Source organism: Alteromonas portus, assembly GCF_005117025.1.
GTDB classification, from domain to species: Bacteria; Pseudomonadota; Gammaproteobacteria; order Enterobacterales; family Alteromonadaceae; genus Alteromonas; species Alteromonas portus.
In genome coordinates, this window is the sequence record NZ_SWCO01000005.1 from 289,289 (window position 1) to 313,947 (window position 24,659).

The 24,659-nt window shown below is 43.9% G+C and carries 24 protein-coding genes; 12 read left to right on the top strand and 12 right to left on the bottom strand.

The genetic code is table 11. From position 1 onward, the window contains the following. Positions 1-89: 89 nt before the first annotated feature. Entirely contained in the window at positions 90-1,103 is a 1,014-nt protein-coding gene (gene add, locus E5672_RS09215; protein WP_136781927.1) for an adenosine deaminase, read from the top strand. Positions 1,104-1,171: 68 nt separating this feature from the next. Here add and E5672_RS09220 read toward each other — a convergent pair whose 3' ends face one another. Both E5672_RS09220 and E5672_RS09225 read right to left on the bottom strand, forming a co-directional pair. Further along, positions 1,172-1,417 (bottom strand): DUF4282 domain-containing protein, encoded by a 246-nt coding sequence (locus E5672_RS09220; protein ID WP_136781928.1) that lies wholly within the window; start codon positions 1,415-1,417, stop codon positions 1,172-1,174. Positions 1,418-1,589: 172 nt separating this feature from the next. Then, positions 1,590-2,513, bottom strand: coding sequence for a 1-aminocyclopropane-1-carboxylate deaminase/D-cysteine desulfhydrase (locus E5672_RS09225; RefSeq protein WP_136781929.1), 924 nt, complete (start codon positions 2,511-2,513; stop codon positions 1,590-1,592). 108 nt (positions 2,514-2,621) lie between these two features. Between E5672_RS09225 and E5672_RS09230 the strand changes: the two genes are divergently transcribed. Together E5672_RS09230 and E5672_RS09235 are read left to right on the top strand one after the other, a co-directional pair. Then, entirely contained in the window at positions 2,622-3,314 is a 693-nt protein-coding gene (locus E5672_RS09230) for a chalcone isomerase family protein (protein WP_240692199.1), read from the top strand. A 58-nt stretch (positions 3,315-3,372) separates the two neighbouring features. Continuing rightward, positions 3,373-3,933 (top strand): DUF3833 domain-containing protein, encoded by a 561-nt coding sequence (locus E5672_RS09235; protein ID WP_136781930.1) that lies wholly within the window; start codon positions 3,373-3,375, stop codon positions 3,931-3,933. A gap of 138 nt (positions 3,934-4,071) precedes the next feature. On the opposite strand, the gene E5672_RS09240 is transcribed toward E5672_RS09235, so the two are convergent. The 3 genes from E5672_RS09240 to aceK form a co-directional block, all read right to left on the bottom strand. Then, on the bottom strand, positions 4,072-5,472 hold the full coding sequence (locus E5672_RS09240) for a HAMP domain-containing sensor histidine kinase (protein WP_136781931.1): 1,401 nt from the start codon (positions 5,470-5,472) through the stop codon (positions 4,072-4,074). Further along, complete coding sequence (locus E5672_RS09245) at positions 5,469-6,149, bottom strand: response regulator transcription factor (RefSeq protein WP_014950502.1); 681 nt, start codon at positions 6,147-6,149, stop codon at positions 5,469-5,471. The genes E5672_RS09240 and E5672_RS09245 overlap by 4 nt, the downstream gene beginning before the upstream one ends. Before the next feature lie 277 nt (positions 6,150-6,426). Next, on the bottom strand, positions 6,427-8,157 hold the full coding sequence (gene aceK, locus E5672_RS09250; RefSeq protein ID WP_136781932.1) for a bifunctional isocitrate dehydrogenase kinase/phosphatase: 1,731 nt from the start codon (positions 8,155-8,157) through the stop codon (positions 6,427-6,429). Between the two features lie 178 nt (positions 8,158-8,335). Here aceK and E5672_RS09255 point away from each other — a divergent pair, with 178 nt between their 5' ends. Beyond that, complete coding sequence (locus tag E5672_RS09255; protein WP_136781933.1) at positions 8,336-8,734, top strand: response regulator; 399 nt, start codon at positions 8,336-8,338, stop codon at positions 8,732-8,734. A gap of 87 nt (positions 8,735-8,821) precedes the next feature. On the opposite strand, the gene arsB is transcribed toward E5672_RS09255, so the two are convergent. The 6 genes from arsB to E5672_RS09285 all read right to left on the bottom strand — a co-directional run bounded on the left by arsB (position 8,822) and on the right by E5672_RS09285 (position 13,383). Then, a complete protein-coding gene (gene arsB / locus E5672_RS09260) occupies positions 8,822-9,862 on the bottom strand; it encodes an ACR3 family arsenite efflux transporter (RefSeq protein ID WP_131137601.1) in 1,041 nt (346 codons plus the stop codon). A gap of 23 nt (positions 9,863-9,885) precedes the next feature. Then, the gene (arsH, locus tag E5672_RS09265) at positions 9,886-10,653 is read right to left on the bottom strand and encodes an arsenical resistance protein ArsH (protein ID WP_136781934.1); all 768 of its coding nucleotides are present in this window, start codon (positions 10,651-10,653) and stop codon (positions 9,886-9,888) included. Further along, the gene (locus tag E5672_RS09270; protein WP_071815780.1) at positions 10,653-11,120 is read right to left on the bottom strand and encodes an arsenate reductase ArsC; all 468 of its coding nucleotides are present in this window, start codon (positions 11,118-11,120) and stop codon (positions 10,653-10,655) included. The genes arsH and E5672_RS09270 overlap by 1 nt, the downstream gene beginning before the upstream one ends. 130 nt (positions 11,121-11,250) lie before the next feature. Beyond that, positions 11,251-11,595 (bottom strand): metalloregulator ArsR/SmtB family transcription factor, encoded by a 345-nt coding sequence (locus E5672_RS09275; RefSeq protein WP_136781935.1) that lies wholly within the window; start codon positions 11,593-11,595, stop codon positions 11,251-11,253. A 137-nt stretch (positions 11,596-11,732) separates the two neighbouring features. Next, positions 11,733-12,422: a protein-tyrosine phosphatase family protein gene (locus tag E5672_RS09280; RefSeq protein WP_136781936.1), complete on the bottom strand. Its 690-nt coding sequence runs from the start codon at positions 12,420-12,422 to the stop codon at positions 11,733-11,735. A gap of 193 nt (positions 12,423-12,615) precedes the next feature. Beyond that, positions 12,616-13,383 carry a hypothetical protein gene (locus tag E5672_RS09285; RefSeq protein WP_136781937.1) on the bottom strand — a complete coding sequence of 256 codons (768 nt, stop codon included), beginning with the start codon at positions 13,381-13,383 and terminating at the stop codon, positions 12,616-12,618. 173 nt (positions 13,384-13,556) lie between these two features. Here E5672_RS09285 and E5672_RS09290 point away from each other — a divergent pair, with 173 nt between their 5' ends. The 3 genes from E5672_RS09290 (at position 13,557) to E5672_RS09300 (ending at position 16,228) form a co-directional block, all read left to right on the top strand. Then, a complete protein-coding gene (locus tag E5672_RS09290; protein ID WP_136781938.1) occupies positions 13,557-14,855 on the top strand; it encodes a sensor histidine kinase in 1,299 nt (432 codons plus the stop codon). Then, the gene (locus E5672_RS09295; RefSeq protein WP_136781939.1) at positions 14,852-15,496 is read left to right on the top strand and encodes a response regulator; all 645 of its coding nucleotides are present in this window, start codon (positions 14,852-14,854) and stop codon (positions 15,494-15,496) included. The genes E5672_RS09290 and E5672_RS09295 overlap by 4 nt, the downstream gene beginning before the upstream one ends. Before the next feature lie 96 nt (positions 15,497-15,592). Further along, complete coding sequence (locus E5672_RS09300; RefSeq protein WP_136781940.1) at positions 15,593-16,228, top strand: carbohydrate binding domain-containing protein; 636 nt, start codon at positions 15,593-15,595, stop codon at positions 16,226-16,228. 88 nt (positions 16,229-16,316) lie between these two features. Here the strand turns inward: E5672_RS09300 and E5672_RS09305 are convergent, their stop codons facing one another. Continuing rightward, on the bottom strand, positions 16,317-17,474 hold the full coding sequence (locus E5672_RS09305; protein ID WP_136781941.1) for an S-(hydroxymethyl)glutathione dehydrogenase/class III alcohol dehydrogenase: 1,158 nt from the start codon (positions 17,472-17,474) through the stop codon (positions 16,317-16,319). A gap of 189 nt (positions 17,475-17,663) precedes the next feature. On the opposite strand from E5672_RS09305, the gene E5672_RS09310 reads away from it, so the two are divergent. From E5672_RS09310 to ung, 5 genes are all read left to right on the top strand, one after another. After that, positions 17,664-18,542 (top strand): LysR substrate-binding domain-containing protein, encoded by an 879-nt coding sequence (locus tag E5672_RS09310; RefSeq protein ID WP_136781942.1) that lies wholly within the window; start codon positions 17,664-17,666, stop codon positions 18,540-18,542. Positions 18,543-18,903: 361 nt separating this feature from the next. Next, positions 18,904-21,369 carry a bifunctional aspartate kinase/homoserine dehydrogenase I gene (gene thrA, locus E5672_RS09315; RefSeq protein WP_136781943.1) on the top strand — a complete coding sequence of 822 codons (2,466 nt, stop codon included), beginning with the start codon at positions 18,904-18,906 and terminating at the stop codon, positions 21,367-21,369. 72 nt (positions 21,370-21,441) lie between these two features. Beyond that, on the top strand, positions 21,442-22,386 hold the full coding sequence (gene thrB / locus E5672_RS09320) for a homoserine kinase (RefSeq protein WP_136781944.1): 945 nt from the start codon (positions 21,442-21,444) through the stop codon (positions 22,384-22,386). A gap of 155 nt (positions 22,387-22,541) precedes the next feature. After that, positions 22,542-23,825, top strand: coding sequence for a threonine synthase (gene thrC / locus E5672_RS09325; protein ID WP_136781945.1), 1,284 nt, complete (start codon positions 22,542-22,544; stop codon positions 23,823-23,825). After that, the gene (gene ung, locus E5672_RS09330) at positions 23,825-24,496 is read left to right on the top strand and encodes a uracil-DNA glycosylase (protein ID WP_136781946.1); all 672 of its coding nucleotides are present in this window, start codon (positions 23,825-23,827) and stop codon (positions 24,494-24,496) included. The genes thrC and ung overlap by 1 nt, the downstream gene beginning before the upstream one ends. Positions 24,497-24,659: the final 163 nt, after the last annotated feature.

A 24,659-nucleotide genomic window follows, 5' to 3' on the forward strand; every position in this document is an offset into this window, starting at 1 on the left:
TTTTGCAAATTAACTTCTTATCGGTTGGTAACAACATACTCGCCAAGTTTTTACAGTAGCTAAAAGGCGCTAAGTAGTAGGGAAGTTAAATGAAAAAGTTTATTGAAAATATGCCAAAAGCTGAACTTCACGTTCATATTGAAGGCACATTAGAGCCTGAACTAAGTTTTGCCTTAGCGCAGAAAAATAACGTTTCACTAAAGGCCAAAACACCTGAAGAAATGATAAAGGCGTATGATTTTTATGATTTACCCTCTTTCCTCGATATTTACTACGCGGGTATGAGCGTGCTCATAGAAGAGGATGACTTCTACCAGCTTACTATGGCATACCTTAAGAGAGCCGCAGCACAGAACATCGTTTATGTTGAGCTTTTCTTTGACCCCCAAGCTCATACAATTCGAGGTGTGAGTTTCGATAGCGTTATTAACGGAATACATGCAGCGCAAAAAGATGCGCGCACTGAATTGGGTGTAGAAAGTCAGCTTATCCTGTGCTTCTTGCGAGATATGTCGGCTGAATCAGCAATGGAACATCTGCAGCTAGCTAAGCCCCACCTCAACAAGTTAGTCGGCGTCGGGCTCGATTCCGACGAGAAAAATAACCCGCCGTCAAAGTTTGCAGAAGTATTCTCAAAAGCGCGCTCATGGGGCCTTAAACTGACAATGCACTGTGATGTTAACCAAGACAATACGCAAGAGCACATACGTCAAGTAATTGAGGATATTAAGGTCGACAGGATTGATCATGGTGTAAATATTCTCGAATCTGATGCTTTGTGCGAGCTTGCAAAATCAAAAAATTTGGGACTAACGGTCTGTCCTGTATCAAACAAATTTGTTGTTCAATCACTCACTTCTAGTGAATTGAAAAAAATGCTGGAAAAGGGGTTGCTGCCGAGTATCAATTCAGACGATCCATCTTATTTCAGAGCCTACTTGAATGAGAATTTAATTGCCCTACAAGAAGAAGGGCAATTCAGCAAAGAGGATCTGATCACGCTTGTTGAAAATAGCTTTAAAACCAGTTGGCTTTCTGAAAAGCGTAAAATGGATTATTTAGATACGTTGAAACGTTACACGGACACTGTTGCAGTAGCGTAATTTTGCTTTAAGTATTTCGTTTTAATTAAAGGTGCTGCGCAGAGCGGCACCTTTAACAAGGAGTAACGTTACTCTTTATTAGCAATTTTCTGAAGGTTGCTGTGAATTTTAAAAAGTACGATAAGCAGTTCGCACCAGATTCTTGCGCCAATACAGCCAGATACAATAATAAATAGGCCGTATACAAAACTCGAGTCGTACCCTACAAACATTGTTGTTACGCCACTTACTACTGACGCTAGAAGCAATAGCCAGTACACGAAAGTGATAATCTTAGGGGTTAGCATTGAGTCGAAGAAGAAAATATCTTTCATAATCATTCCTTGATGAAGTTTGCAGGTAGCAAGCGCTAATGTTTATGCCGCATCCCGCGACAAACTTCTTGTTGTTATCGTTGTTTAGTATTTAAAAGAATTGTGAGCAAGCTCACATAAATAGTTGTAACACCGAAAGGTGGTGTTCGCAAAACTTTGTAATAAAAGGGCTTTATCTTGCACCCTGCAAGCCGCCTGTGTGCAGTACAACAATGCGTGACCCGTCTTCAAACACACCTTTAGCCAGCATATCTTTAACCGCCCAAAAGGCTTTGCCAGAATAAACCGGCTCGATATCAAGCTCGAAAGCATTATTAAAATCATTGCAAAAGGTTTGAAGCTCACTCGGCGCTTTCGCGTAGCCACCAAAATGGTAGCTGTGCTCAATATGCCAACTTGTTTGATATTGAAAAGCGGGAAGAAATTGCTCGACCAACCCTTCCAAATAGCCTTCACCTTTTAGCACGCCTATGCCAATGGCTTTGTGAATAGAGCGAAAGTCAGTACCCACTTTACCATTACGTTTATTTAATGCGCTGACAATTCCCGCTAAAGTGGCTCCACTCGCGACCGGCGTAACGATAAAGTCAAAGTCTATCTCAATTTCATCAACCATATCTCTCATTCCTCGAAGCGCTAGCGCCTGACTTCCACCTTCAGGAATGATGACAGCATCTGGAAAACGCAGCTTCAATTCATTGAGATAGGCGCTATCGCCACGCTTTTTGTAGGTCACTCTGTTCACATACTCAATGCAACTATTCCACTGCATCAGGTCCTTTATCATTGGCGATGGTGCTGCACTGTAGTCGCCGCGAATAATGGCAGTGAAAGGAATACCAAGTTGATAACAAGCAAACCCTAACGCGTGCAGGTGATTGGAGAAACCACCGCCAAAACTTACTACCGCCTTTGGCAAAGAGCTAGTGAAGACGTGACTCAGCTTCCGCCACTTATTTCCCGACATAACGGGGTGAATGGCGTCATCACGCTTAACATATAGCAATACCTTGTCAGCACCTTCCCAATTTGGTTTGAACGGGATCAAAGGTGAGGGAAGGGTGAGCGACGTTTTAAATTCATCAAGGGAAAGCACGATGAGAGCCTAAGGACAGTTGATCATTTGCACAAAGCTAAGAGTATAACCAGATAGAAATTCAATTAAAGACCTGTCGTCTTTATTACGCTTTATAAGAGCATACTTATGGTTATTAAGAAAAACGACGTTTTACCCAATGCTGTGGTTAACGCTTCATTTTGGTTTCCTTATTGCGTAAGAGGCGTAAGAGGCGTAAGAGGCGTAAGAGGCGTAAGAGGCGCAAGCGCCTTATTCATGACTGGCGTTAAAAAAATAGCCAAGACCTCTACATTTCTTATTTTTGTTTCCATGTCACTAAGCGGACTAACCATGCCAAACAACGCCCATGCACAAGAGCCAAATTTGAAGAACATTACTGAGTATGTCCCTAATGCGGCGCTGGTTGGCCAGGGCATGTTTTCTTACTACTTTTGGGATGTTTACACAGGTGAGCTTTTTGCACCTGATGGTAAGTACGCTAATCAGCCTCCTTTCGCGCTTCGCTTAACTTACCAACGGGACCTCGAAGGTAAAAAGATTGCTCAGCGCTCTATTGATGAAATGAAAAAGCAGGGAGACGTTTCTACCGACGACGCAGAAAAATGGCTGTCGTTAATGGAGAAAATATTCCCTGATGTAAGTGACGGGGATGTGATCACTGGTATCGCAACAAAAGAAGGCACAAGCGTGTTTTACGTTAATGGCAAAAAAGCTGATGAGATAAGTGACAAAAGGTTTACACAACGTTTTTTTGATATTTGGTTAAGCGATGAAACCTCGGAACCTAAGTTTAGAAAAAAGTTACTTGGAAAAAACTAACCCAGTTTGCGTATTGGCACAAAGTTGAATTAGCTCTTGATTAAGCAGGATAAATAAAATGATAAAAAATATGATGAAACTATGTTTAGGGGTTGGATTTGCTACGTTATCAATAGTGGGATTATCAGGGTGCTCCGTCTCTGTTGACGGCGAGGACTACCAGTCGGTGTCGCCCGTGTTCAATATTGAGCAGTTTTTTGACGGAAATGTTAAAGCCTGGGGCATAGTACAAAATCGTTCAGGCGAAGTGGTCCAACGGTTTGTTGTAAACATTGATGGCTCAATAAAGGGCGACACTCTAACGCTTGATGAAACCTTTGATTATGGTGTAGGCGACGGTCCAACGTCTCGCACATGGACTATTGTTAAGCAAAGTGACGGAAGCTTTATCGGAAAGGCGAGTGATATTGAAGGGCCGGCAAAGGGTATTAGCTATGGTAACGCATTCAATTTTCACTACGAGATGGATTTACCTGTGGACGACACAACCTATTCGGTGACTTTCGATGATTGGTTTTGGGCGTTTGATGATAGCACCATGATGAACCGCTCGTACATTCGCAAGTTCGGTATTGTGATGGCAGAAGTCACTATCTTTATGCAAAAGCAAACTGATTGATATTTTACAAACAGAGCATTGAAGAATTCGCTGACCTATAAAAAGGTCAGCGTTGGAAAAAGGGCGTAAATTTAGCGAGTACACGTAGGGTATGTTTGCCCGCTTTTTCTCGCGCTAAACAGCCTGTGTTGACTCACATTAACGGGGAAAACAAAACACGACACCTAGTCCGTGTCCCTTCATAAGTGGGTCGTGTACAAACCATGTTTTACCATCGTGCAGTTTCACTATTGCTGAAACGAGAGATAAGCCCAAACCATTACCCTTACTCGACCTGCTACCATCAGCGCGATAAAACCGTCGTTCCAAATTCACAATATCGTGCTCGCCAACACCAATGCCAGCGTCATTAACAGCAATAACAATATGGCGAGATGTGGAAGTTAGCTGCACAGTAACCATACTGTCTTTACTCGAATACTTGATCGCATTGTCTAATACGTTAGCCACGGCTTGGAAAAGTAAGTTAGGGTCGGCAAGCATAGTGACGTTTTCAAGTTGGCTAGATAGCTTAATGTTGCGCTCTTCAGCAAGAGGGTGATAGAGGTCAACTACGTCTTCTACTATTGCCCGCGCGTCTGTATTGCAAAAACCTTCTTTCTTGTTTGTGGTTTCAAGACCGCTAATGCGCAATAGGCTATTGAACATATTAAGCAGGTTATCTGCTTCTTGCGTAGTGTCCTCGCGAAGTTGGTCGTCCTCAATTCTTTCTAATGTATTACGAAGCCTAGAAAGCGGTGTGCGCAAGTCGTGAGCAATACTGTCTGTAACTGACTTAATGTTATTTACCGAGCTTTCAATGGTGTCTAGCATTTGATTGAAAACGAAAGAAAGACTGCTTAGATCGTCCCAATTGCTGTCGATTTCGAGCCGTTCTTCGAGGCTACCGGTCTTTATTATCTTATCAGCCGTTTGCGACATGCGATTAATTCGATTAACCACATACACAGCAATGGCGAAACTTAGAATACTCAAAGTGCAAAGCAGCACCACAATAATCCAGCTAAAGGTTTTGCCAAACCACTGTGCACTGTATAGGTCGTCAATACCACGGCCAACATAAAGGGTGTAATTGCCTAAAACGTCCTCTCTCATCAATGCTTGGCGCAAAGTTTTCCGAGATGAACTATTAGGTCGGGTAATTACAATTTCTGCAGTATCAAAGTTAACCCCTTTGTGTCGCTCTAACACCAGTGGAATAGAGGCTAAATTCCCAGCAACTACCTGCTCATCTTTACTCAACGCGACAAATGAACGCAAATGTTCGAATGAAGGAGAGGGATTTTTTGCGCTAAGAGAGGATTGGTTGGTATCTTTCGCAATGGCTGACTTTACTGCGTCAATACCAAGGTTTTCATAGAGAGTTACAAGCGCGTTCGCTTTGGCGTTAACGGCAGCGTTAGACTCGGAAATAAACAAGTCGCTGCTCGTTAATCGCCAAAAATAAACGATTAAAACAATGGCAATACAAGCAAGAGTGGTGAGCAATACGCCTACGCGAAAACTAGAACTACGCGTAAAATCGCGTATTGCTATCATGCAAGCCCATCCGCTATGCGGTACCCAGTTCCTCTCACCGTTTCAATAAGCGGCACGTTAAACGCTTTGTCCACTTTTTGTCGCAAGCGGCTAATGTGAACATCAATCACATTGGTTTGTGGGTCAAAGTGGTAGTTCCAAACCTGTTCAAGCAGCATGCTGCGCGTAACAACTTTGCCTTTATGACGCAGCAGACACTCAAGTAATTGAAATTCTTTAGACTGCAAATCAATTTCTTGATCGCCACGCAATACTTTTCGATTAACTAAATCTAGCGTGAGATCACCGACTTTGATTAAGGTCTTGTCTTCGCCTTCTTTGTTGCGGCCAGCAAGGCCCTCAACGCGAGCAAGTAACTCTTCAAAGGCAAAAGGTTTAGTTAAATAATCATTAGCGCCTGTGCGAAGGCCTTTGACCTTATCTTCAACTTGGCTCTTTGCACTAAGTAATAAGACAGGCGTTGTGTTTCCTTCTTCGCGAAGCTTTTCTAAAACAGAAAAACCGTCGAGTTCAGGCAGCATCACGTCTAAAATCACAGCGTCTAACTCATTACTGGACGCCTGTTGGTAGCCTGATGTTCCGTCACCTACAGTAATACATTCATGCCCTTCACCCAATAGTCCATTTGCAATGTGCGAGGCAACCTTTGGATCATCTTCTACAAGTAGCACTTTCATTATTACGCTTCTTTTGTTTATCTACATTCACACACCTGTTTGGCATTGCTGTCACCTTTGACCGGTGTTTGATCATCAGCAAGCAAAAACAAGCAGTCGCAAAGCAGTATCGCTTTCATGTACTTTTACGGGTGTTAAGCAACGAAACGATCACTTTTAAGCTTTTTCGCATAAAGCGGTGATATGTGTAGATAACCAAGCCAAAAAGCACCGCCAACCCAACTGATACGTTTCATGGTGCCGGCCAGCACTAAGTAATACCTAAATGCCATCCTCGCTAATCTCTTTCAAAACGCATGCTTGGGTTGTAAGGTGTGAAGTGTTGTACATCCCCGCGCGCGCACTTCTCTTGTACTTCATGCCAGTACTCAGGTGTCATCAAATCACCGTGCAGTGACTTAAGTATATCTTTGAACTTTCGCTTACCTACGATGAAATGCTCGAACTGCTCGGGAAACACATCGTTAGGCGCAACTGAAAGTGTATCGATAGCATAGGGATCATCAGATTTTGGCAGTGCTCTGAAATTACGTTCGTTCATTAAACAAATTTCATCATAATCATAAAAGATAACGCGACCATGACGGGTAATACCGAAGTTTTTGTGCAGCATATCTCCAGGGAAGATATTTGCCATAGCAATTTGCTTAATGCAAAGCCCAAGTTCATCTAATGCACGTGTGATTTTTTCTTCATCCGTTTCTTCTTGTAGATATAGATTAAGCGGCGTCATTTTTCGCTCAATATACATGTGTTTGATAATTAGCTCAGACTCTGTGAATTCTAAACTCGAGGCACACGTTTCCTTGAGTTCTTCGATTAGCTCGGGTTCAATTCTATCTAACGGAAACCTAAAGTTTACGTATTCGTGAGTATCAGCCATTCGACCCACACGGTCTGACATTTTTACTAATTTGTAGCATTCCTTAACGTGCTCACGGGTGATTTTTTTACTTTCAGCAAACTCGTCTTTAATGATTTTAAATACCACCCCGTAGGACGGCAGGTGGAAAACCATCATTACCAGGCCGCGAATGCCTGGCGCGGCCTCGAATTTGTCATTCGATTCGTCCATATGCTGCAAGAAATTGCGATAGAACACCGTTTTACCGTGTTTGTAATGCCCCATCGACATATACAATTCGAAGTGCTTTTTATTTGGTAATAACTCTTGAAGAAAAGCGGCGACCTCGGCAGGGTTTTGAGTATCAGCCATAAAATAGCTGCGTGCGAAACCAAAAATTACGCTCAGGTCTTTGCGGTCAGTTAGCAGGGCATCAACGAACATATGTGGCTCATTGTATCTTCTCATGGCGATGACAAAGGGCAGGGTTTCGTCGGGCATACAGATACGGCCAATCAAGTATGCCGCTTTACCCCGGAAAAAAGTAGGCTTTAGTATTTCTACTGCTTGAACACTGGCTAACTGCTCTTTGTTCAGTCGAGCGCGTAGGGCGGTTTCAAGGTTTTGCAAGTCTCGTTCAAAGTTCTCAAACGGAATATTGTAACGGTAAATTCTAAATATCGATTCGTACATTTCACGTACGGTCGTGGTGGTGTCAAAGCTGTTTACTACTTTATCTCTGTCCTGGCCAGGCAGAAAGCAGCGACTAGGCAGCACAAACATCATGTCGTTATCAATTTTTCTATGCTTAAAAAAGCGGCCAATTACTGAGTTGTAAAAGGTTTCAGCCAGTTCGAACTGCGGGTGGCCTTCTAACTGTAGCGCAAATACCTTTTTAAGTTCTTGCCAGAACGCATCATCTTTTTGGTGTACCTGAGTAAGCTGGTAAATTTCGGCCACCGCGTCTGACAGGCTTTGTTCATATATGGTAATCCGCTCTTTAGATGCTAACTGGGTTTCTTTCCAATTGCCCTTTTCAAACCTTTCTTGAGCGCCGCGCGTAATGCGGGTGAACCAACGATAGCTCTTATCGAAGTGAGACAAAATTTGATAGGCAACTTTTCTCACCAGGTTCTTGTCTTGGGTCGCAGTTAACTCTTGCATAGGGATGTTTTCCTTCTTTCAACACGCTATATCTAACACAAAACATAATTTTTGGAGAGGGAAGATTCTTGCTGTTATCGAGTAAGTACCCAATAATTCGATATTTTTCTTGTTTTATTATACTTTCGTTTAATGTATTCTATTGGCTGATTAGTAACCAATTATAAGACTGTAGTTAATGGGTTTTAATATTCTAATTTGCGACGATTCAGCCCTTGCAAGGAAAATGGCCAGAATCAACCTACCTCACGGTTTTGCTGAGTCGATCTATGAAGTGTCCAACGGTATGGATGCTTTAGAAGTGTTGGCACATCACACTATCGACCTTGTATTATTAGATTTAACGATGCCTGTTCTTGGCGGCCTCAGCGTGTTAAGTGAAATAAAACGCCGTCAACTCGAGACTTTTGTTGTTGTTATTTCAGGCGACATCCAGCCGATGATGCAAGAGAAAGTAATGTCATTAGGTGCTTTAGGTTTCATTGAAAAACCCATTAAACGAGACGAGCTTAAGCTGGTTTTACAGCGCTTTGGTTTTATACTTCCCGATACTTTCAAACCAGCGATTGCGGTTTAAGATCTGAAACTTGAGTGAATGATAAAAAACCTTGAAAAAGGCCAATGAGGAAGGGCGAACTAAGTGTTCGCCCTTTTTTATTAGAGGTTAGTCGAACCAGTGACGGGTTTTGTTCGCGAACCACACTAGCGAAAGCATAACTGGTACCTCAACCAGCACGCCCACCACTGTGGCAAGTGCTGCGCCGCTGTGTAAGCCAAATAGTGAAATGGCTACGGCGACTGCCAATTCAAAGAAGTTTGACGTACCAATCATACATGCCGGCGCTGCAACATTGTGCGGTAGTTTCATGCGTTTTGCGGCAAAGTAGGCAATAGCAAAAATACCGTAAGTTTGTATTAGCAGTGGTATCGCAATAAGTACGATATCTTGGGGCTGCGATAATATAGTTTCTGCTTGAAGGCCAAACAAAATAACAATAGTAAGCAGTAACCCAATTACTGAGAACGGCTTAAATTTACTTACTAGCGCGTTAACAGCGTCATTTCCTGAACCTGTTTTCTGCGCGCTGTTGTTTTTGTTTTCCAAGTGGCGGCGCGTTATATAACCCGCGACCAACGGTAATACTACATAGAGCGCTACAGAAAGAAGCAGTGTGTCCCAAGGAACTGTGATATCTGTTACGCCAAGCAGCATGGCGGTAAGTGGTGCAAAGGCAACGACCATAATAAGGTCGTTTATCGATACCTGCACCAGCGTATAGTTGGCGTCTCCTTTTGTTAGGTGACTCCAGACAAAAACCATGGCAGTACAAGGAGCAACGCCCAGTAAAATCATGCCGGCAATGTATTCAGTGGCGGTTTGCGGGTCTACCCAATCGGCAAAAATACCTTTAAAGAATAGCCAGCCCAAGAGCGCCATAGTGAATGGCTTAATAAGCCAGTTAACCACGAGTGTAAGCACTAAGCCTTTTGGTTTTTTACCCACATCTTTAATAGAGCCGAAGTCTATCTGCACCATCATTGGGTAAATCATTAGCCAAATAAGTACTGCCACTACAAGATTTACGTGTGCATATTCAAGCGCTGCAATAGACTCGAATACGCCAGGCAAAGTATAACCTAGGCCCACCCCCGCAATAATGCAAAGACCAACCCACACTGATAAATAACGTTCAAAGAACCCCATTTCTACTCACCTTTGTCTTAATTTTACAGCGATTTTTGATTAACACGCTTACTCACTTCCTCTGCGCTTTCAACGCGCTCGGAATAGCGACCAACTAAAAAGTCCTTGTTGTCGCGGGTAAGCAAAGTAAATTTCACCAATTCTTCAACTACATCCACTATGCGGTTGTAGTAAGGGGACGGTTTCATGCGACCATCGTCTTCAAATTCTAAAAACGCTTTTGCTACAGAAGACTGGTTAGGAATAGTTAACATGCGCATCCAGCGTCCTAAAATACGCATTTGATTTACCGCATTAAATGATTGTGAGCCACCAGATACCTGCATAATGGCCAGCGTTTTCCCTTGTGTCGGACGCACGCCACCAAGGCTAAGCGGTACCCAATCGATCATGCTTTTCATAATGCCAGTCATGCTGCCGTGACGCTCAGGTGAACACCAAATTTGACCTTCAGACCACATCATAAGCTCGCGTAGCTCTTTAACTTTCGGATGTGACTCATCTTCAGTATCTGGCTGCGGCAAACCGCGAGGGTCAAAAATTTTGGCCTCTGCGCCAAAATATTCAAGCAACCGCGCTGACTCTTCTATAACTAGACGACTGTAAGAGCGTTCTCGCAGCGAGCCGTAAAGTAACAAAATGCGCGGCTTGTGATCTGAGAACGTTGATGCAAAGTTAGCCATAATCGGCTTATGCATTTGCTCCATTACCGCGTTATCAGAAGGGCTTTGTGCTGATGATATGTCTGGGCTTTCGGATACATTTGGGCTCATTGATTCACCTTTACTCATTACTGGGCACCTAATTTTGATAGTGCCTCTTTAAGTGCTGCTTTATCTAAGTTTTTCTCAGCAAGTTCTGCTAATGCCGCTACACGCTTTTCAATAATATCTATGGTGTTGTTGAATGCGGCGGCTTTCTCTTGCTCGCTACCTTCTAACTTTGACGGGTCTTCTAAGCCCCAGTGCACTTTAAGCGATTTACCGAAATAAACAGGGCATGACTCACCCGCCGCTGAATCACAAACGGTGACGACAAGATCAGCGTCATAATCTTCAAATTCATCCCACGACTGACTTTGAAGCCCGTTTGTATCAAATCCTCGCTCTGCAAGGTATTTAAGAGAAAGAGGGTGTACTTCACCGACAGGCTGGCTGCCCGCACTGCGCGCTTCTACATTACCGTTAGAGGCATTAGTGATGGCTTCGCAAAGAATACTGCGGCAACGGTTGTGCGTACAAATGTATAAAATCTTCATATAAAAACCTTATTTAAATGGCTGATGCTACTTTGAATAGCTATCAAAAAATTAGAAAAGTTAAAAAGTAAGCAGCTTGCAATGTGCTAAGGACAAGCACCTTAGTGATGTACATCAAAGTATGTGAGCGTTAGCAATTCTCGCAGGACAAGTTCGCTAATGGATCTTCGATGTATGTACTATTATTGGACGCAGTGTTTTTGATAACCTCTAGTGCCCAAGCGGGTAAGTCAGGGTGAAGTTGGTAGTACACCCACTTGCCCTTACGGGTATCGAGCACTAAGCCGCACTTTCGTAAATCAGCAAGATGCCGCGAAATTTTTGGCTGGCTTAGTTGAAGCGCATCGGTGAGGTCGCAGACGCATAGCTCGCCTTTTACGCTAAGCATAAGCAGCGTCTTTAAGCGAGTGTCTTCCGACAGGCATTTAAAAAATGCTAAGGGCGCTAACTGCCCAGGTTCACAACAAGTCGACATAAAAATCATCACATATGAAATTTCGTATGTGATGTATCGTATATGAAATTTCGTATGTGTCAATGACGCATCTGAAATTTCATATATGTTTAATAGGGGGGAAGTGGTTTAAAAAAACTATGAAGTAGCCCAAAAATCTAATGGCTTTCAGGAGCGGCAGCCTCAAACGACATTGCTACTTGTTGACCGTTTACCTCATTGTAATGAGAAATAACGTCGTTCATAAACGCGTACCATGTAGGATTCGGGTGCCAAATAGCCATAAGGTCTTTTTTGGCAGCTTGTTCACTTTCTCCCAGTACGTTAATTCTATAAAGATAGGTAAAAGCGGCACCTCGCCAATTCAGTTTACAGTGCGTGAGTACCTTGTCTTCTTCGATATCTACGCTTTGCATGAATGCTGCGTAGTTTAAAAAGTTGGCTAATGTGGGGCCTTCCCAATCAACGGGCACATTAAAGTAGTCGAGCCCTAATTCTGAGGTAGTTAAAATCTCACTAGTTCTATTTCCTGGGATCAAGTCTATAACGTGCGTCACCCCTTCCTCTTTCAGCAAAGAAAGATGAGAGGCATCAGGTAAGCCCGAAGAATACATGAAGGGCGCGTTTTTTTGGAAGTTAGTGAGCGTTGCAAGTGTCGGTGTGGCATTCATTTGCGCTTGGTCACTGGCTTGCGGTGTTGAATTGTCTTCATGATATGCGTTCGCATGTGCACTTAAACCTAGCCCTAAACTAATACAGGCCGCAACAACAGCGAGACTACGCTTAGACGTTTGAAATGATAGTGTATCTTTCAATATTTTAAGTGCTGCTGATTGGTGCTTTTTCATAATTTAGCGCTCGATGTTCACACTGGTTCGTGGTGGCGTTATTGCCATTTCTTACGTTACACATTTGATTGTGTGTTGTCCAAACGGTAAAGCCTCAGTTTTGCATTTAGCGCCCGTTGAGCTTTGACATACAGCAAAGGTCAACAGGCCCAACATTAGCATTGATAAAAGCCGTTGGAATTTGGGTAAGGCCTTAGCTTTTTACCACCTTAGGCTTCAAAGAAGGCGACTTATTAACAGACGACTTTGGTTTGTATTTACAACTAAGCCAGATTGAAAAAGGAACGCCTATAAGAGCAGGTAGAATCCAACTGACAATTTGCAGTGACGGCGAGCCTTCAAATAGTACGCGTCCTCCAAAGGCAAAAAATGCGGTATATGCTCCAATACCAGAGCCAATGATATGCCCAATGTGCTCAGTTACCCACGCACCTGCAACGATGTTTTTTTGATAAACATAGCGCGCAATACCAATGGCATTTAACAGCGCGATAGGGGCAAAAATACAGGTTAACGTAATGCCGTACGTAATACCTTGATACAATGCAATAGAAGCTACAACAATAAGCAGAGCGGGTAGCCACAGATACTCGATAGTACGCAGTTGCTCAAGATTTTGTTTCGCTTTAAGCACCGCTACGGAATGCCTTACGTTGTTCCATACCAACAGGCTTAACATCAGCAAAAAGAGATATTGACCTCTAAGATAGGCAGTGAAATAAGCAACAGACTCAGCGTGCTCGGGCATTGTTGGGTAGATGACGAGCGGAATAAACAACACCATGGTAGAGCTGATAACGCCACTAATAGACGTAAATAGCATTGCTTTTATATAGTAACCACCAAATTGCTTGTGGGATTTTCCGCCCTTTTTCGTAAGACTAGGCACCCAAAACAGTAAAAGTGACAGAGCACCCGTTAAAATATGAAGCGTTACTATAAAGCCATGAATTGTTTGCATCTTGCTTTCCTTTGGCAATGAACAAAATTGTAGGCTTATAGTGATAACTTCACGAGATTGACAACAGTGCCAGAAGTCATGAAATAAAAAGTGACTTCTGGCCTATGCATTGAACTGTGTTTTTTGTCAAAGTAACGCTATAAGAACGAAAAGATATAGGTAGTCAGAAACGAATGAAAATCTCAATCCCTGCTCATTGGCGGGTGAGCATCGATATTGAGCGCGCATCTGCATGCATTACGTGGATGTTTGTAAGCGGCTCTGCACTTTACTTCTTGTATCATCAATACTCGTTCATACATTGGCGAACCCTCTCTGCCATTGCTATTTTTTGCATGCTAGCTGTGTCTTTTGTGATTGTCAGTAGGCATGACCACAGTATGCTTTCGTTAAGGCTGCCAACGTTATGGGCGATGTTTCTATTAGCGGTACTGTGCCAGTTTTTGCTTCCCTATGCTTACCTTGCCATCTTCATTGTTATTTGGTCCGCCATTCTTCCTTATTATGTTAATTGGAAAACGTGCGTCGTGCTTTCAATACCATTGGCTCTGCCCACAATCCTAATCCAAGGATGGGTGTGGCAAGAGCAGCAAGCTGTCTTAACCGGCGCGCTGTTTTGGACATTCAATTTATTTGCCATGATCATGTCAAACACGGCCATTAAAGAATCGAAAGCACGTGAAGAAGCTGACGCGCTTAATAGACAATTATTAAGTACTCAGCAACTAATGAAGCAAGCGCTTACTCAAGATGAGCGCCTGCGTATAGCGCGAAACATTCACGATGTTTTAGGGCATCATTTGACGGCGCTTACCATCAACCTTCAAGTCGCGTCTAGAAAGGCGGATTTATTAGAAAGCACTGAATCGCAAGCCATAAAGCAACACGTTGACCAGTCCCACAGTATCGCTAAGCTTTTGCTCTCTGATGTTAGAGAAGCGATTTCTGACATTCGGGAAAATGCGGCTATTGATTTTTCATTAGCGGTAAACGCACTAATTAAAGATTTGCCTAGGCCGATGGTAAATCTGCACATTGACGACAATTTAATGTTAACCAACGTGCGAATTGCCGATTGCCTTTTGCGAAGTATGCAGGAGGCGCTAACTAACGTGATCCGCCATACACAGGCGCATTATTTTTCCCTATCACTGACGCAACACAACGGCGTTTACAACCTACTAATGCACGACAGTATGGTGCCGCATGCTGCAGATAATAAACTCAGGGATGAGCAGCCAAGTAGCATACCGCTTTTCGACAAAGCATCATGTAGCTATTCAGAAAGCGCTTGTGCAAAAGGAGTTCGAAAGGAAGAGGGACCAAGGGCATCTGACACTTCAAGTCATGTGGTGGCTGGCAATGGCCTAAAAGGAATGCAGGAACGGGTTAATGAGCTAAATGGAACTATCAGCTGGCAGCAAACCGAGCAGGGTTTTCGCATCGCAATTCACATACCGGAGGGCGAATGAAAACACGCCTTATTTTAGTTGAAGATCAAATGCTGGTGAGGGAAGGCATCAAATCACTTTTAGGGCTTGATGATAGCGTTGAAGTTGTTGGCGAATACGAAAATGGTCAGCAGCTCATTGATAGTGAAAACGCTTTAAACTGTGATGTGATATTAATGGATATTCGCATGCCCAAATTATCGGGTATCGATACTTTGCTTGCACTGAGTGATAAAGGGATTAGTACGCCAGTGCTAATGCTTACTACGTTTGACGATCACGAGCTGGTAAACGGCGCTATGCGGGCTGGTGCAAAAGGGTACCTGCTTAAAGATGTATCGCTAGAAACCCTGGTTGACACTATTACACAAATAAAAAATGGCAAAACGCTGATTCAGCCCGCGGTAACCGAAAAAGTGTTGCAAGGCTTGAAAGGACTGAACGTAGAATTTGAGTCGTTCGAAAATCCAGAGCCACTTACTGAGAAAGAAGTCGACATTCTCCGTTTGATCGCTGCGGGTTACAGTAATAAAGAAATTGCGGATGCGATGTTCAAATCTACAGGAACGATAAAGAATCAGGTTTCATCGATTATGGCTAAGCTTGGCGTAAGAGATAGAACAAGGGCCGTGCTCAAAGCGTTAGAGCAGGGAGTTATTTAGTTATACTTTTCTACAACATGCTAAAGAATAAGATACACAGGTTGGACCACTTGGTAAAATACAATCATAGGATCACATGTGATTTCGGAGAAGTACATGAGCAAGTGGTTAGTAGTTTTATCTTTAGTTTTTGGTGTGAGTACGTCCGCTCATGCAAACCTGATATTAAACGGTAGTTTTGAAAATAACGATATCAGAAGTAATAGCTGGAAGGCCTTCACCGCAGGAACTGTAGACGGCTGGAGCGGCACGAATATGGAGCTTTGGGATAACTTTCAACGTTTAAATGCTTTTGACGGTAGCCAATACGCTGAACTAAATGCTAATGGAAATGGTGGTCGATATTCGATTTTTCAGACTTTTTCTACCGAAGCAGGAAATACTTACGATGTGTCATTTGCCTATGCTGCACGACGCAGTGGAGAGAGTTTTCAGTTAGACATACTCAGTGATACTAATAGTGTTTTATTCAGTCAGGTGTTTGACGATCATGCGATTAAAAGCTGGTCTGAATTCTACGGTGACTTTGTTGCGCAAACTGCCCTGACTACTATTCGTTTCTCTACCATTAATACAGGTACTTTAGGCAACTTTGTTGACGACATCGTAGTAACTGCAGCGCCTAGCTTTTCTGCAAGCGTTTCCAGTGTTTCTGTTTCTGAACCGGCAAGCTTAGCAATATTGCTACCTCTATCGGCTTTGGCGCTGATAAGACGAAAGAGAGCCAAGTAGGTTTACATATATAGTAATTACGAAAAGGCCCGCATTTATGCGGGCCTTTATTTTTTATACAAAAATATCTGCGCTTTGGCTCTAATGCTTATTTGTCCATATGCACAACAGAGCGAATGCTTTCGCCTTTATGCATTAAATCAAACGCTTCGTTTATTTCATCAAGGCCCATGGTGTGAGTGATAAACTCTTGAAGGCCAAACTCACCGTTTAAGTATTGTTCAACAATACCTGGCAGTTCTGAGCGACCTTTAACGCCACCGAATGCGGAACCGCGCCATACACGACCTGTCACCAACTGGAACGGACGTGTTGAAATCTCTTGCCCTGCACCAGCTACACCAATGATTACAGATTCGCCCCAACCTTTATGACAGCATTCAAGGGCAGAGCGCATAACGTTTACGTTGCCGATACATTCAAACGAGTAATCAACGCCGCCATCGGTCATTTCAACAATCACTTCCTGAATAGGCTTGTCGAAATTATTAGGGTTAACTAAATCAGTTGCGCCAAGCTGCTTCGCTAGGTCAAACTTGCTTTCATTAATATCAATACCAATAATGCGGCCGGCGCCAGCCATACGTGCACCAATGATGGCTGACAGACCGATGCCGCCTAGACCAAAAATAGCAACCGTGTCGCCTTCCTGTACTTTTGCAGTTTTAAGTACAGCACCCATACCCGTAGTTACACCACAACCAAGTAGGCAGACTTCGTCTAGCGGCGCATTTTTGTTTACTTTCGCTAGCGATATTTCTGGTAGAACTGTGTACTCAGAAAACGTTGAGCAGCCCATATAGTGATAAATTGGCTCACCGTCTTTTGAGAAACGACTTGTGCCGTCTGGCATTAAGCCTTTACCTTGCGTCTCGCGCACCGCTTGGCAAAGGTTAGTTTTACCTGATTTACAGAATTTACACTCGCCACATTCTGCAGTGTAAAGAGGAATAACGTGGTCGCCAACTTCTACGCTGGTTACGCCTTCACCCACCATTTCAACAATACCACCACCTTCGTGGCCTAAAATTGAAGGGAATACACCTTCCGGATCATCACCAGACAGGGTAAATGCGTCAGTGTGGCACACGCCAGTTGCAACGATGCGTACAAGTACTTCGCCTTTCTTAGGAAGCTCTACGTCAACTTCTTCCATCTTTAAGGGCTCACCCGGGCCCCAAGCCACTGCAGCTTTTGACTTGATATGCGTCTGGCCTTCTTGCAACGAATCTTTAAACGATGCCATGTAATGACTCCTTAATCATAAATATTTGATGATGCTTTATAGACCGAAGTATAGGAGACGGATTACTAATGATAAATACAGTTTAAGTAAATTACTTTTGCATATTTGTAATAATTGGGTTTAGCAAATAAAATGGTTGGAGAAAAAAGAATACTGCATTGGGTAACGCTCAATTAACGGGTGGCATTAATGAAATATCTTGAGGGAATAGCAGAGTTTTGTGCTGTGGCCGACGTTGGCAATTTTACCGGAGCTGCGAACAAGCTCGATACATCCGTGGCACAGATAAGTCGTAAAGTGGCATCGCTCGAAAAGCAGCTTGGCGTTAAATTATTACAGCGCACAACGCGAAGCGTGTCACTTACTGAGGCGGGTACCCAGTATTTTCAGCAAGTATTACCTGCATTAAAAGTGCTTGAAGATGCTCAGCTAGCAGTAAGCGCATTACAAGCATCGCCGCAAGGGCTAATTAAACTCACCGCTCCCGTAGCGTTTGGCGAAGCCTTCATCGCGCCTTTGCTCAATACCTTTATGCAAAAGTATTCCGGCATTAGCGTACAATGCACCTTTTCAAACGAAAAGCTCGATATTGTAGAGCAAGGTCTCGACCTAGCTATCCGCATTGGCAAACTAGAAGACTCGACACTGGTTGCCAAAAAGCTAGCTACCCGACATTTATTTGTATGTGGAAGTAGGGATTATTTTAAAGAGCAAGGTCAGCCCAGAAGTATTGAAGAGTTAAAAGAGCACTCGTTGCTGGTGGGGTCACAACCTTATTGGCGTTTATTTATCGATAATAAAATTCAATCAATTCCCGTGCAGGGAAGGGTACGGTATAACAGCGGGAATGCCCTATGCAGCGCCGCGGTTGCTGGTTTGGGTATTGCACAGCTACCCGGATTTTACGTGCGTAAAGCACTAGCCTCAGGTCAGCTAATTGAGCTATTCCCCGAGTACAAAGACAAACAAGAGGCTATTTGGGCTGTATTTCCTTCAAACCGAAATGTTGCTCCTAAAATAAGGTTACTGGTGGATTTTTTAGCTCAACATCTTGTCTCAGATAGCTGAAGCGCGGCTCCAATGTTTCCTCTGTGAGCACAATGGGTAACTTACTGTGCTTCGAAGGATGCGTGTAAGTGTCTATACTGAAATTATCATTTGTACCTTAAAAAGAAATATTAGTTTAAGAGTGTTTCACTTTTTGCAATACAGTGTAGTGAAAACTGCGGTTGACTTATAGACGTCTATACGGCAAATTGCTTGTATGAAAAAGATTCTACTTACTCGCACCACCATTATGTTAATTACCACCTTAAAAAGGGCGGTCGCTGACTAGTGCAAGTAAGCAAAAGACAACGAAAGCCCGCCTAACACAGAGCGGGCTTTTTTTTACACACGTTTTAGCATGCGTAACCTTAAGGAGCAGCATATGAAAGTCTTAAAGTTTGGGGGTTCTTCTCTAGCCGATGCACCGCGATACATGCGCGTTATGGAAATTAGCACGGCAACCCACCAAACCGACGGTGCTGCGGTTGTACTTTCTGCCCCAAAGGGGGTAACGAACGCGCTTTCACTCCTTTGTGAACAAGCAGCCGCGGGTGAAGATTTCCAGCCATTATTCGATAAACTGAACGACACGGTTACAGGCATCGCCAACGACCTGAATGAAGAGCTCGACGGGTTTGAACACGCAAGCGTGGTGGCTTTCATCAATAGTCATTTGTCAGTATTAAAACAGCACCTTGAGGGTATTAAGCTGCTTGGTGTTGCACCTGATAATGTTGCTGCCGGTATTCTAAGTATTGGTGAGTACATCTCGGTAACGCTCTTTAGCGCGATGCTAACAGCTAAAGGTATAGTTAATCGCGTTATTGACCCGGTTAACTATGTGCTTGCCGAGGGCGATTATTTAGACAGCATTGCCGATGTATCGCTAAGCAAAGCGCGTTTCTCAGATGTACCTACAGACGGCAGTGAGTTTTTGGTTATGCCAGGGTTTGTTGCCGCTAATGAAGCGGGCGAGAAAGTAACGCTGGGACGCAATGGCTCTGACTATTCTGCGGCCATTCTAGCGGCGTGTATCGATGCAAACTGCTGTGAAATTTGGACAGACGTAGACGGTGTTTACAACGCTGACCCGAATCAAGTGGAAGGTGCAGTACTGCTAGATAAGCTTACTTATCAAGAAGCGATGGAACTGTCTTATTTCGGTGCCAAGGTGCTTCATCCTAAAACTATCGGCCCAATTGCACAGCACCACATTCCTTGCCTGATCAGAAATACACTCAATCCAGCTGCACCTGGTACGCTAATAAGTAATGAGAAAAGCGAAGTGTGGACGTCTGTGAAAGGTATTTCACAGCTTGATAACGTCACCATGTTTAACGTTGCAGGGCCAGGCCTTAAAGGCATGGTGGGCATGGCAAGCCGTGTGTTCGAGGTGATGTCTAACGCTAATATTTCAATTAGCCTTATTACTCAGTCATCATCAGAATACTCAATTAGCTTTTGTATTCAAAGCAAAGATGCCAGCCGTGCATTAACGCTACTTGAAGATGCTTTTGCGCTAGAGCTTCAAAATCAATTGCTAGATCCTATCGAAGTGCGTCATGACTTGGCCATTGTTACTTTGGTTGGTGACGGTATGCGTCAAACCAAAGGGTTGGCTGCGCGCTTCTTTAACTCGCTTGCCCAAGCGCGAGTAAACAACGTAGCTATTGCACAAGGCTCTTCAGAGCGCTCTATTTCAACGGTAATTGAAAGTAAGCGTGCTAAGAAAGCAGTAAAAGTCATTCACCAGAATTTTTTCTCTGACCGCCATACCATTGACGTATTCCTAGTAGGGTGTGGCAATGTGGGCACTGAACTGCTAGGTCAGATTGAGAAACAACAGCCTGCATTACTTAAACGCAACGTGCAGCTTCGAGTTTATGGTATTGCAAATAGCCGTAAGCTGCTGTTAAACAGTCAAGGTATTGATTTAAGTGGTGACTGGAAGTCTGCACTTGAATCGGCAAGCGAAGGATTGAGTGTTGAACGCCTACATCAGTTCGCTAACGACAATAGTCTGGTGAACCCGGTGATTGTTGACTGTACCAGTCACGAAGCGATTGCACAGCAATACGTAGATATGATGGAAAGCGGTTTTCACGTGGTAACGCCAAACAAAAAGGCGAATACCAGCGAGATGTCTTACTACCGTAAGCTACGTAAAACAGCACTTAGTACCAATCGTCAATATCTTTATGAAACAACGGTGGGTGCGGGTCTTCCTGTTATCGATAACCTACAAAAGCTATTTAGTGCAGGCGATGTATTGCATCGATTCGAAGGTATTCTTTCGGGTAGCCTATCTTACGTATTCGGTAAGCTTGAAGAGGGCATGAGCCTGTCGCAAGCGACACAAACAGCCAAAGACAATGGTTTCACCGAGCCAGACCCGCGCGACGATTTAAGCGGTATGGACGTTGCCCGTAAGTTGCTTATTATGGCCCGTGAAGCTGATTTAGCGTTAGAGCTATCTGATATTGAAATTGAGTCTGTACTGCCAGAAGGCTTTGCTGAAGACTGTTCAACTGACGAATTTATGAAGCAGCTACCAGAACTAGATGCGTCGTTTGGCGAAAAGGTTGAGTCGGCGAAAGCAGAGGGTAAAGTGCTTCGTTATATCGGCAGCATTGAAGATGGAAAATGCAAAGTAAGCATTCAGGCGGTACCAGCAAGTAATCCGCTTTCGCAGGTAAAAGACGGTGAGAATGCGCTTGCCATTAACAGCGATTACTACAGCCCCATTCCTTACGTGATTAGAGGTTATGGTGCAGGTGGTACGGTAACGGCTGCAGGTGTGTTTGCTGACATTCTGCGTACTATGCCGTGGAAGCAAATGGCGCATTAAGCGCTAATTATAAGCGCTAATTTGAAGAGCTAATGTTAAGAGCTACGCCAAACGCGAAGTAAGAGAAATAATATGAAAGTATTCAAGGCCTTTGCGCCTGCATCAATTGGAAATGTGAGCTTAGGCTTTGACGTACTGGGCGCAGCGCTTGCGCCTGTCGACGGCACTAAGCTTGGTGATGAAGTTGAAATAAAGGCGGCTGAGTCATTTTCATTAGAAACGGTGGGGCGCTTTGCGCATAAACTCCCAGGCGATGCAGATAGCAACATTGTAACTAAGTGCTATCACTATTTCTGTGAGCAAATGGAAAAGGCTGGAAAGCCAACCTCGACTGTTGCGCTAACGCTGCATAAAAACCTACCTATTGGCAGTGGTTTAGGTTCAAGTGCAAGTTCTATTGTTGCAGCATTTGCAGCACTAAATGCTTACTTCGATACCCCATTTGATGAAGATACGCTACTTATTATGATGGGTGAGCTAGAAGGGCAAATAAGCGGTAGTATTCACTATGATAATGTTGCACCTTGTTATTTAGGCGGTATGACGTTAATGACAGGTAGCGATGCGCCGGTTACGCTATCTTTGCCTTTAAATGACGAATGGTACTATGCCGTTTGCTATTCAGGTATTAGCGTATCAACAGCGGCTGCTCGCGATATCCTACCTAAGCAAGTGGATATGGCGACGGCACTAACATTCGGACGACAGTTAGGTGTGTTTGTTCATGCCTTGCATGCGGGTAACTTTGATTTGGCGGCGTCGGTAATGAAAGATGTTATAGCTGAGCCTTATAGAAAATCGTTACTGCCTGGATTTGATGAAGCACGTGCGTTTAGTGAGCAAGCGGGCGCGCTCGCGTTTGGTATATCGGGCTCAGGACCAACGGTGTTTGCCGTATGCCTAAGCAAAGAGCAGGCGGAAAAAGTCGCAGCATATTTAACGGCGAACTACATTCAAAATGAAGATGGCTTTAGCCATGTATGCCAAATACCAAGCGAAGGTACCATTCTTTCTTAAAGGCATATAGTTTCTTAAAGGCATATGATTTTTAAAGGTACATGGTCTCTTAAAAGCACATGTTTTTCTTAAAGACATAGTCTTTCTTTAAAACACAGAAATTTTAAAAAGATTTAAAGGGCAGAGTATCTGCCCACATAAAAAGGTAACAGCAAGTGGAATTGGTAAATTTAAAAGATTCATCGGACACAGCAAGTTTTGCTGAAGCCGTTAAGCGAGGCTTAGGTAAAAACCAAGGGCTTTATTTTCCAGAGCATATTCCCACTCTAGATAATATTGACGAACTGTTGGAAAAACCATTCGTTGAGCGCAGCATTGAAGTACTTCGCGCGCTTATTGGCGATGAGCTGAATAATGGCGAGCTAGAAGAAATTGTTCAAACGGCTTTTGCTTTTGGCGCACCAGTCGAGCAAGTTAATGATAACGTTTACTGCCTAGAGCTTTTCCACGGCCCAACGCTGGCGTTTAAAGATTTCGGCGGCCGCTTTATGGCACAAACCCTGTCGCGTATTAGCGAAGGTAAGCCAATAACTATTCTAACCGCAACTTCAGGTGATACGGGTGCCGCGGTTGCTCACGCGTTCCACGGTATTGATAACATCAACGTGGTTATCTTATTCCCTAAAGGCAAGATCAGTGCGCTTCAGGAAAAGCTATTTACTACACTAGGCGGTAACATTCACACCGTTGCTGTAGAGTCAGACTTCGATGCGTGTCAATCGCTAGTAAAAACCGCGTTTGACGATCCTGATGTGCGTGAAGGTCTTCACTTAAACTCAGCAAACTCAATCAACATCAGCCGTTTATTGGCGCAGGTTTGCTATTACTTTGAAGCGGTAAGCCAACTGCCTAAAGAGAAGCGTGACCAGCTTGTTATTTCAGTACCTAGCGGTAACTTTGGTAACCTAACTGCAGGTATGATAGCCAAATCTTTAGGCCTGCCTATTAAGCGCTTTATCGCAGCAACTAACCTAAACGATACTGTTCCTCGCTATCTGAAAACAGGCGAGTGGGACCCTAAAACGACGGTTGCAACCATGTCTAACGCTATGGATGTGAGTCAGCCAAACAACTGGCCGCGTATTGAGGCGCTTATCGAGCGTGGTTACATCGACAAAGCGTGCCTTAAAGGTGAGATGGTAGACGAAGAGTATACTCAGCTTGCAATGCGTCAATTAGCGCAACAAGGATATACCAGCGAGCCGCATGCCGCTATTGCCTATCGTGCGGTAAGCCACGACTTAGAAGACGGTGAAATTGGTTTGTTCTTGGGAACTGCGCACCCGGCTAAGTTTAGAGAAACGGTTGAAAACGTGTTGGGCAATCCAATTAGCCTGCCTAAAGCACTAGCCGATGTAGCTGGCGAAGACAGCTTGGCGGTAGATTTACCTGCATCTTACGATGCACTCAAGCAGCATATGATGGATTTACTTAAGTAATGACACCGCTGGTTCCAACATGGCAAAGCGCGCTAAGTGACGAAAAGCAAAAAGACTATTTTGTTGCGTTGCTTGAGCGCGTGGAGCACGCGCGTGAAGCGGGATGCGTTATCTACCCACCTCAATCAGATGTGTTTAACGCGCTAAAATACACGCCGTTAAATGAAGTTAAAGTCGTGATCCTGGGACAAGATCCGTATCACGGGCCGAATCAAGCTCATGGTCTTTGCTTTTCGGTAAAAGCGGGTGTTAAAACACCGCCATCTTTGAAGAACATGTACAAAGAATTGTCAGCCGATATAGACGGTTTTAGCGAGCCTAATCATGGCACGCTGACGTATTGGGCAGAACAAGGCGTACTTTTACTCAATACCGTGCTAACGGTTGAGCAAGGGAAAGCCCACAGTCACGCTAAATGGGGGTGGGAAACCTTCACAGACAAGGTTATAGATGTGGTCAACACACATTGCCACAACGTTGTGTACCTTCTGTGGGGAAGTCACGCGCAGAAGAAAGGTAAGCATATAGACCGTGAAAAACATCATGTCTTACATGCACCTCACCCGTCGCCACTCTCAGCACACAGAGGCTTCTTTGGTTGTAAACACTTCAGTCAAACTAACGAATACCTTACTGCCAAGGGTAAAGAACCGATCAATTGGCAGGTATAACTGGCAGGTATAGCGACTGGCAAAAATAGCAACTAGCCACACCGCAGGTGTGGTTGCCTTATTCACCGCCCCTTAAATAGCTCGATGGTTAACTAGTTAAACATCTAATCAAACACCTATGAGGCTAGGTTATGCGGTCTGCCGCATGTAGCCACAAAGCGTA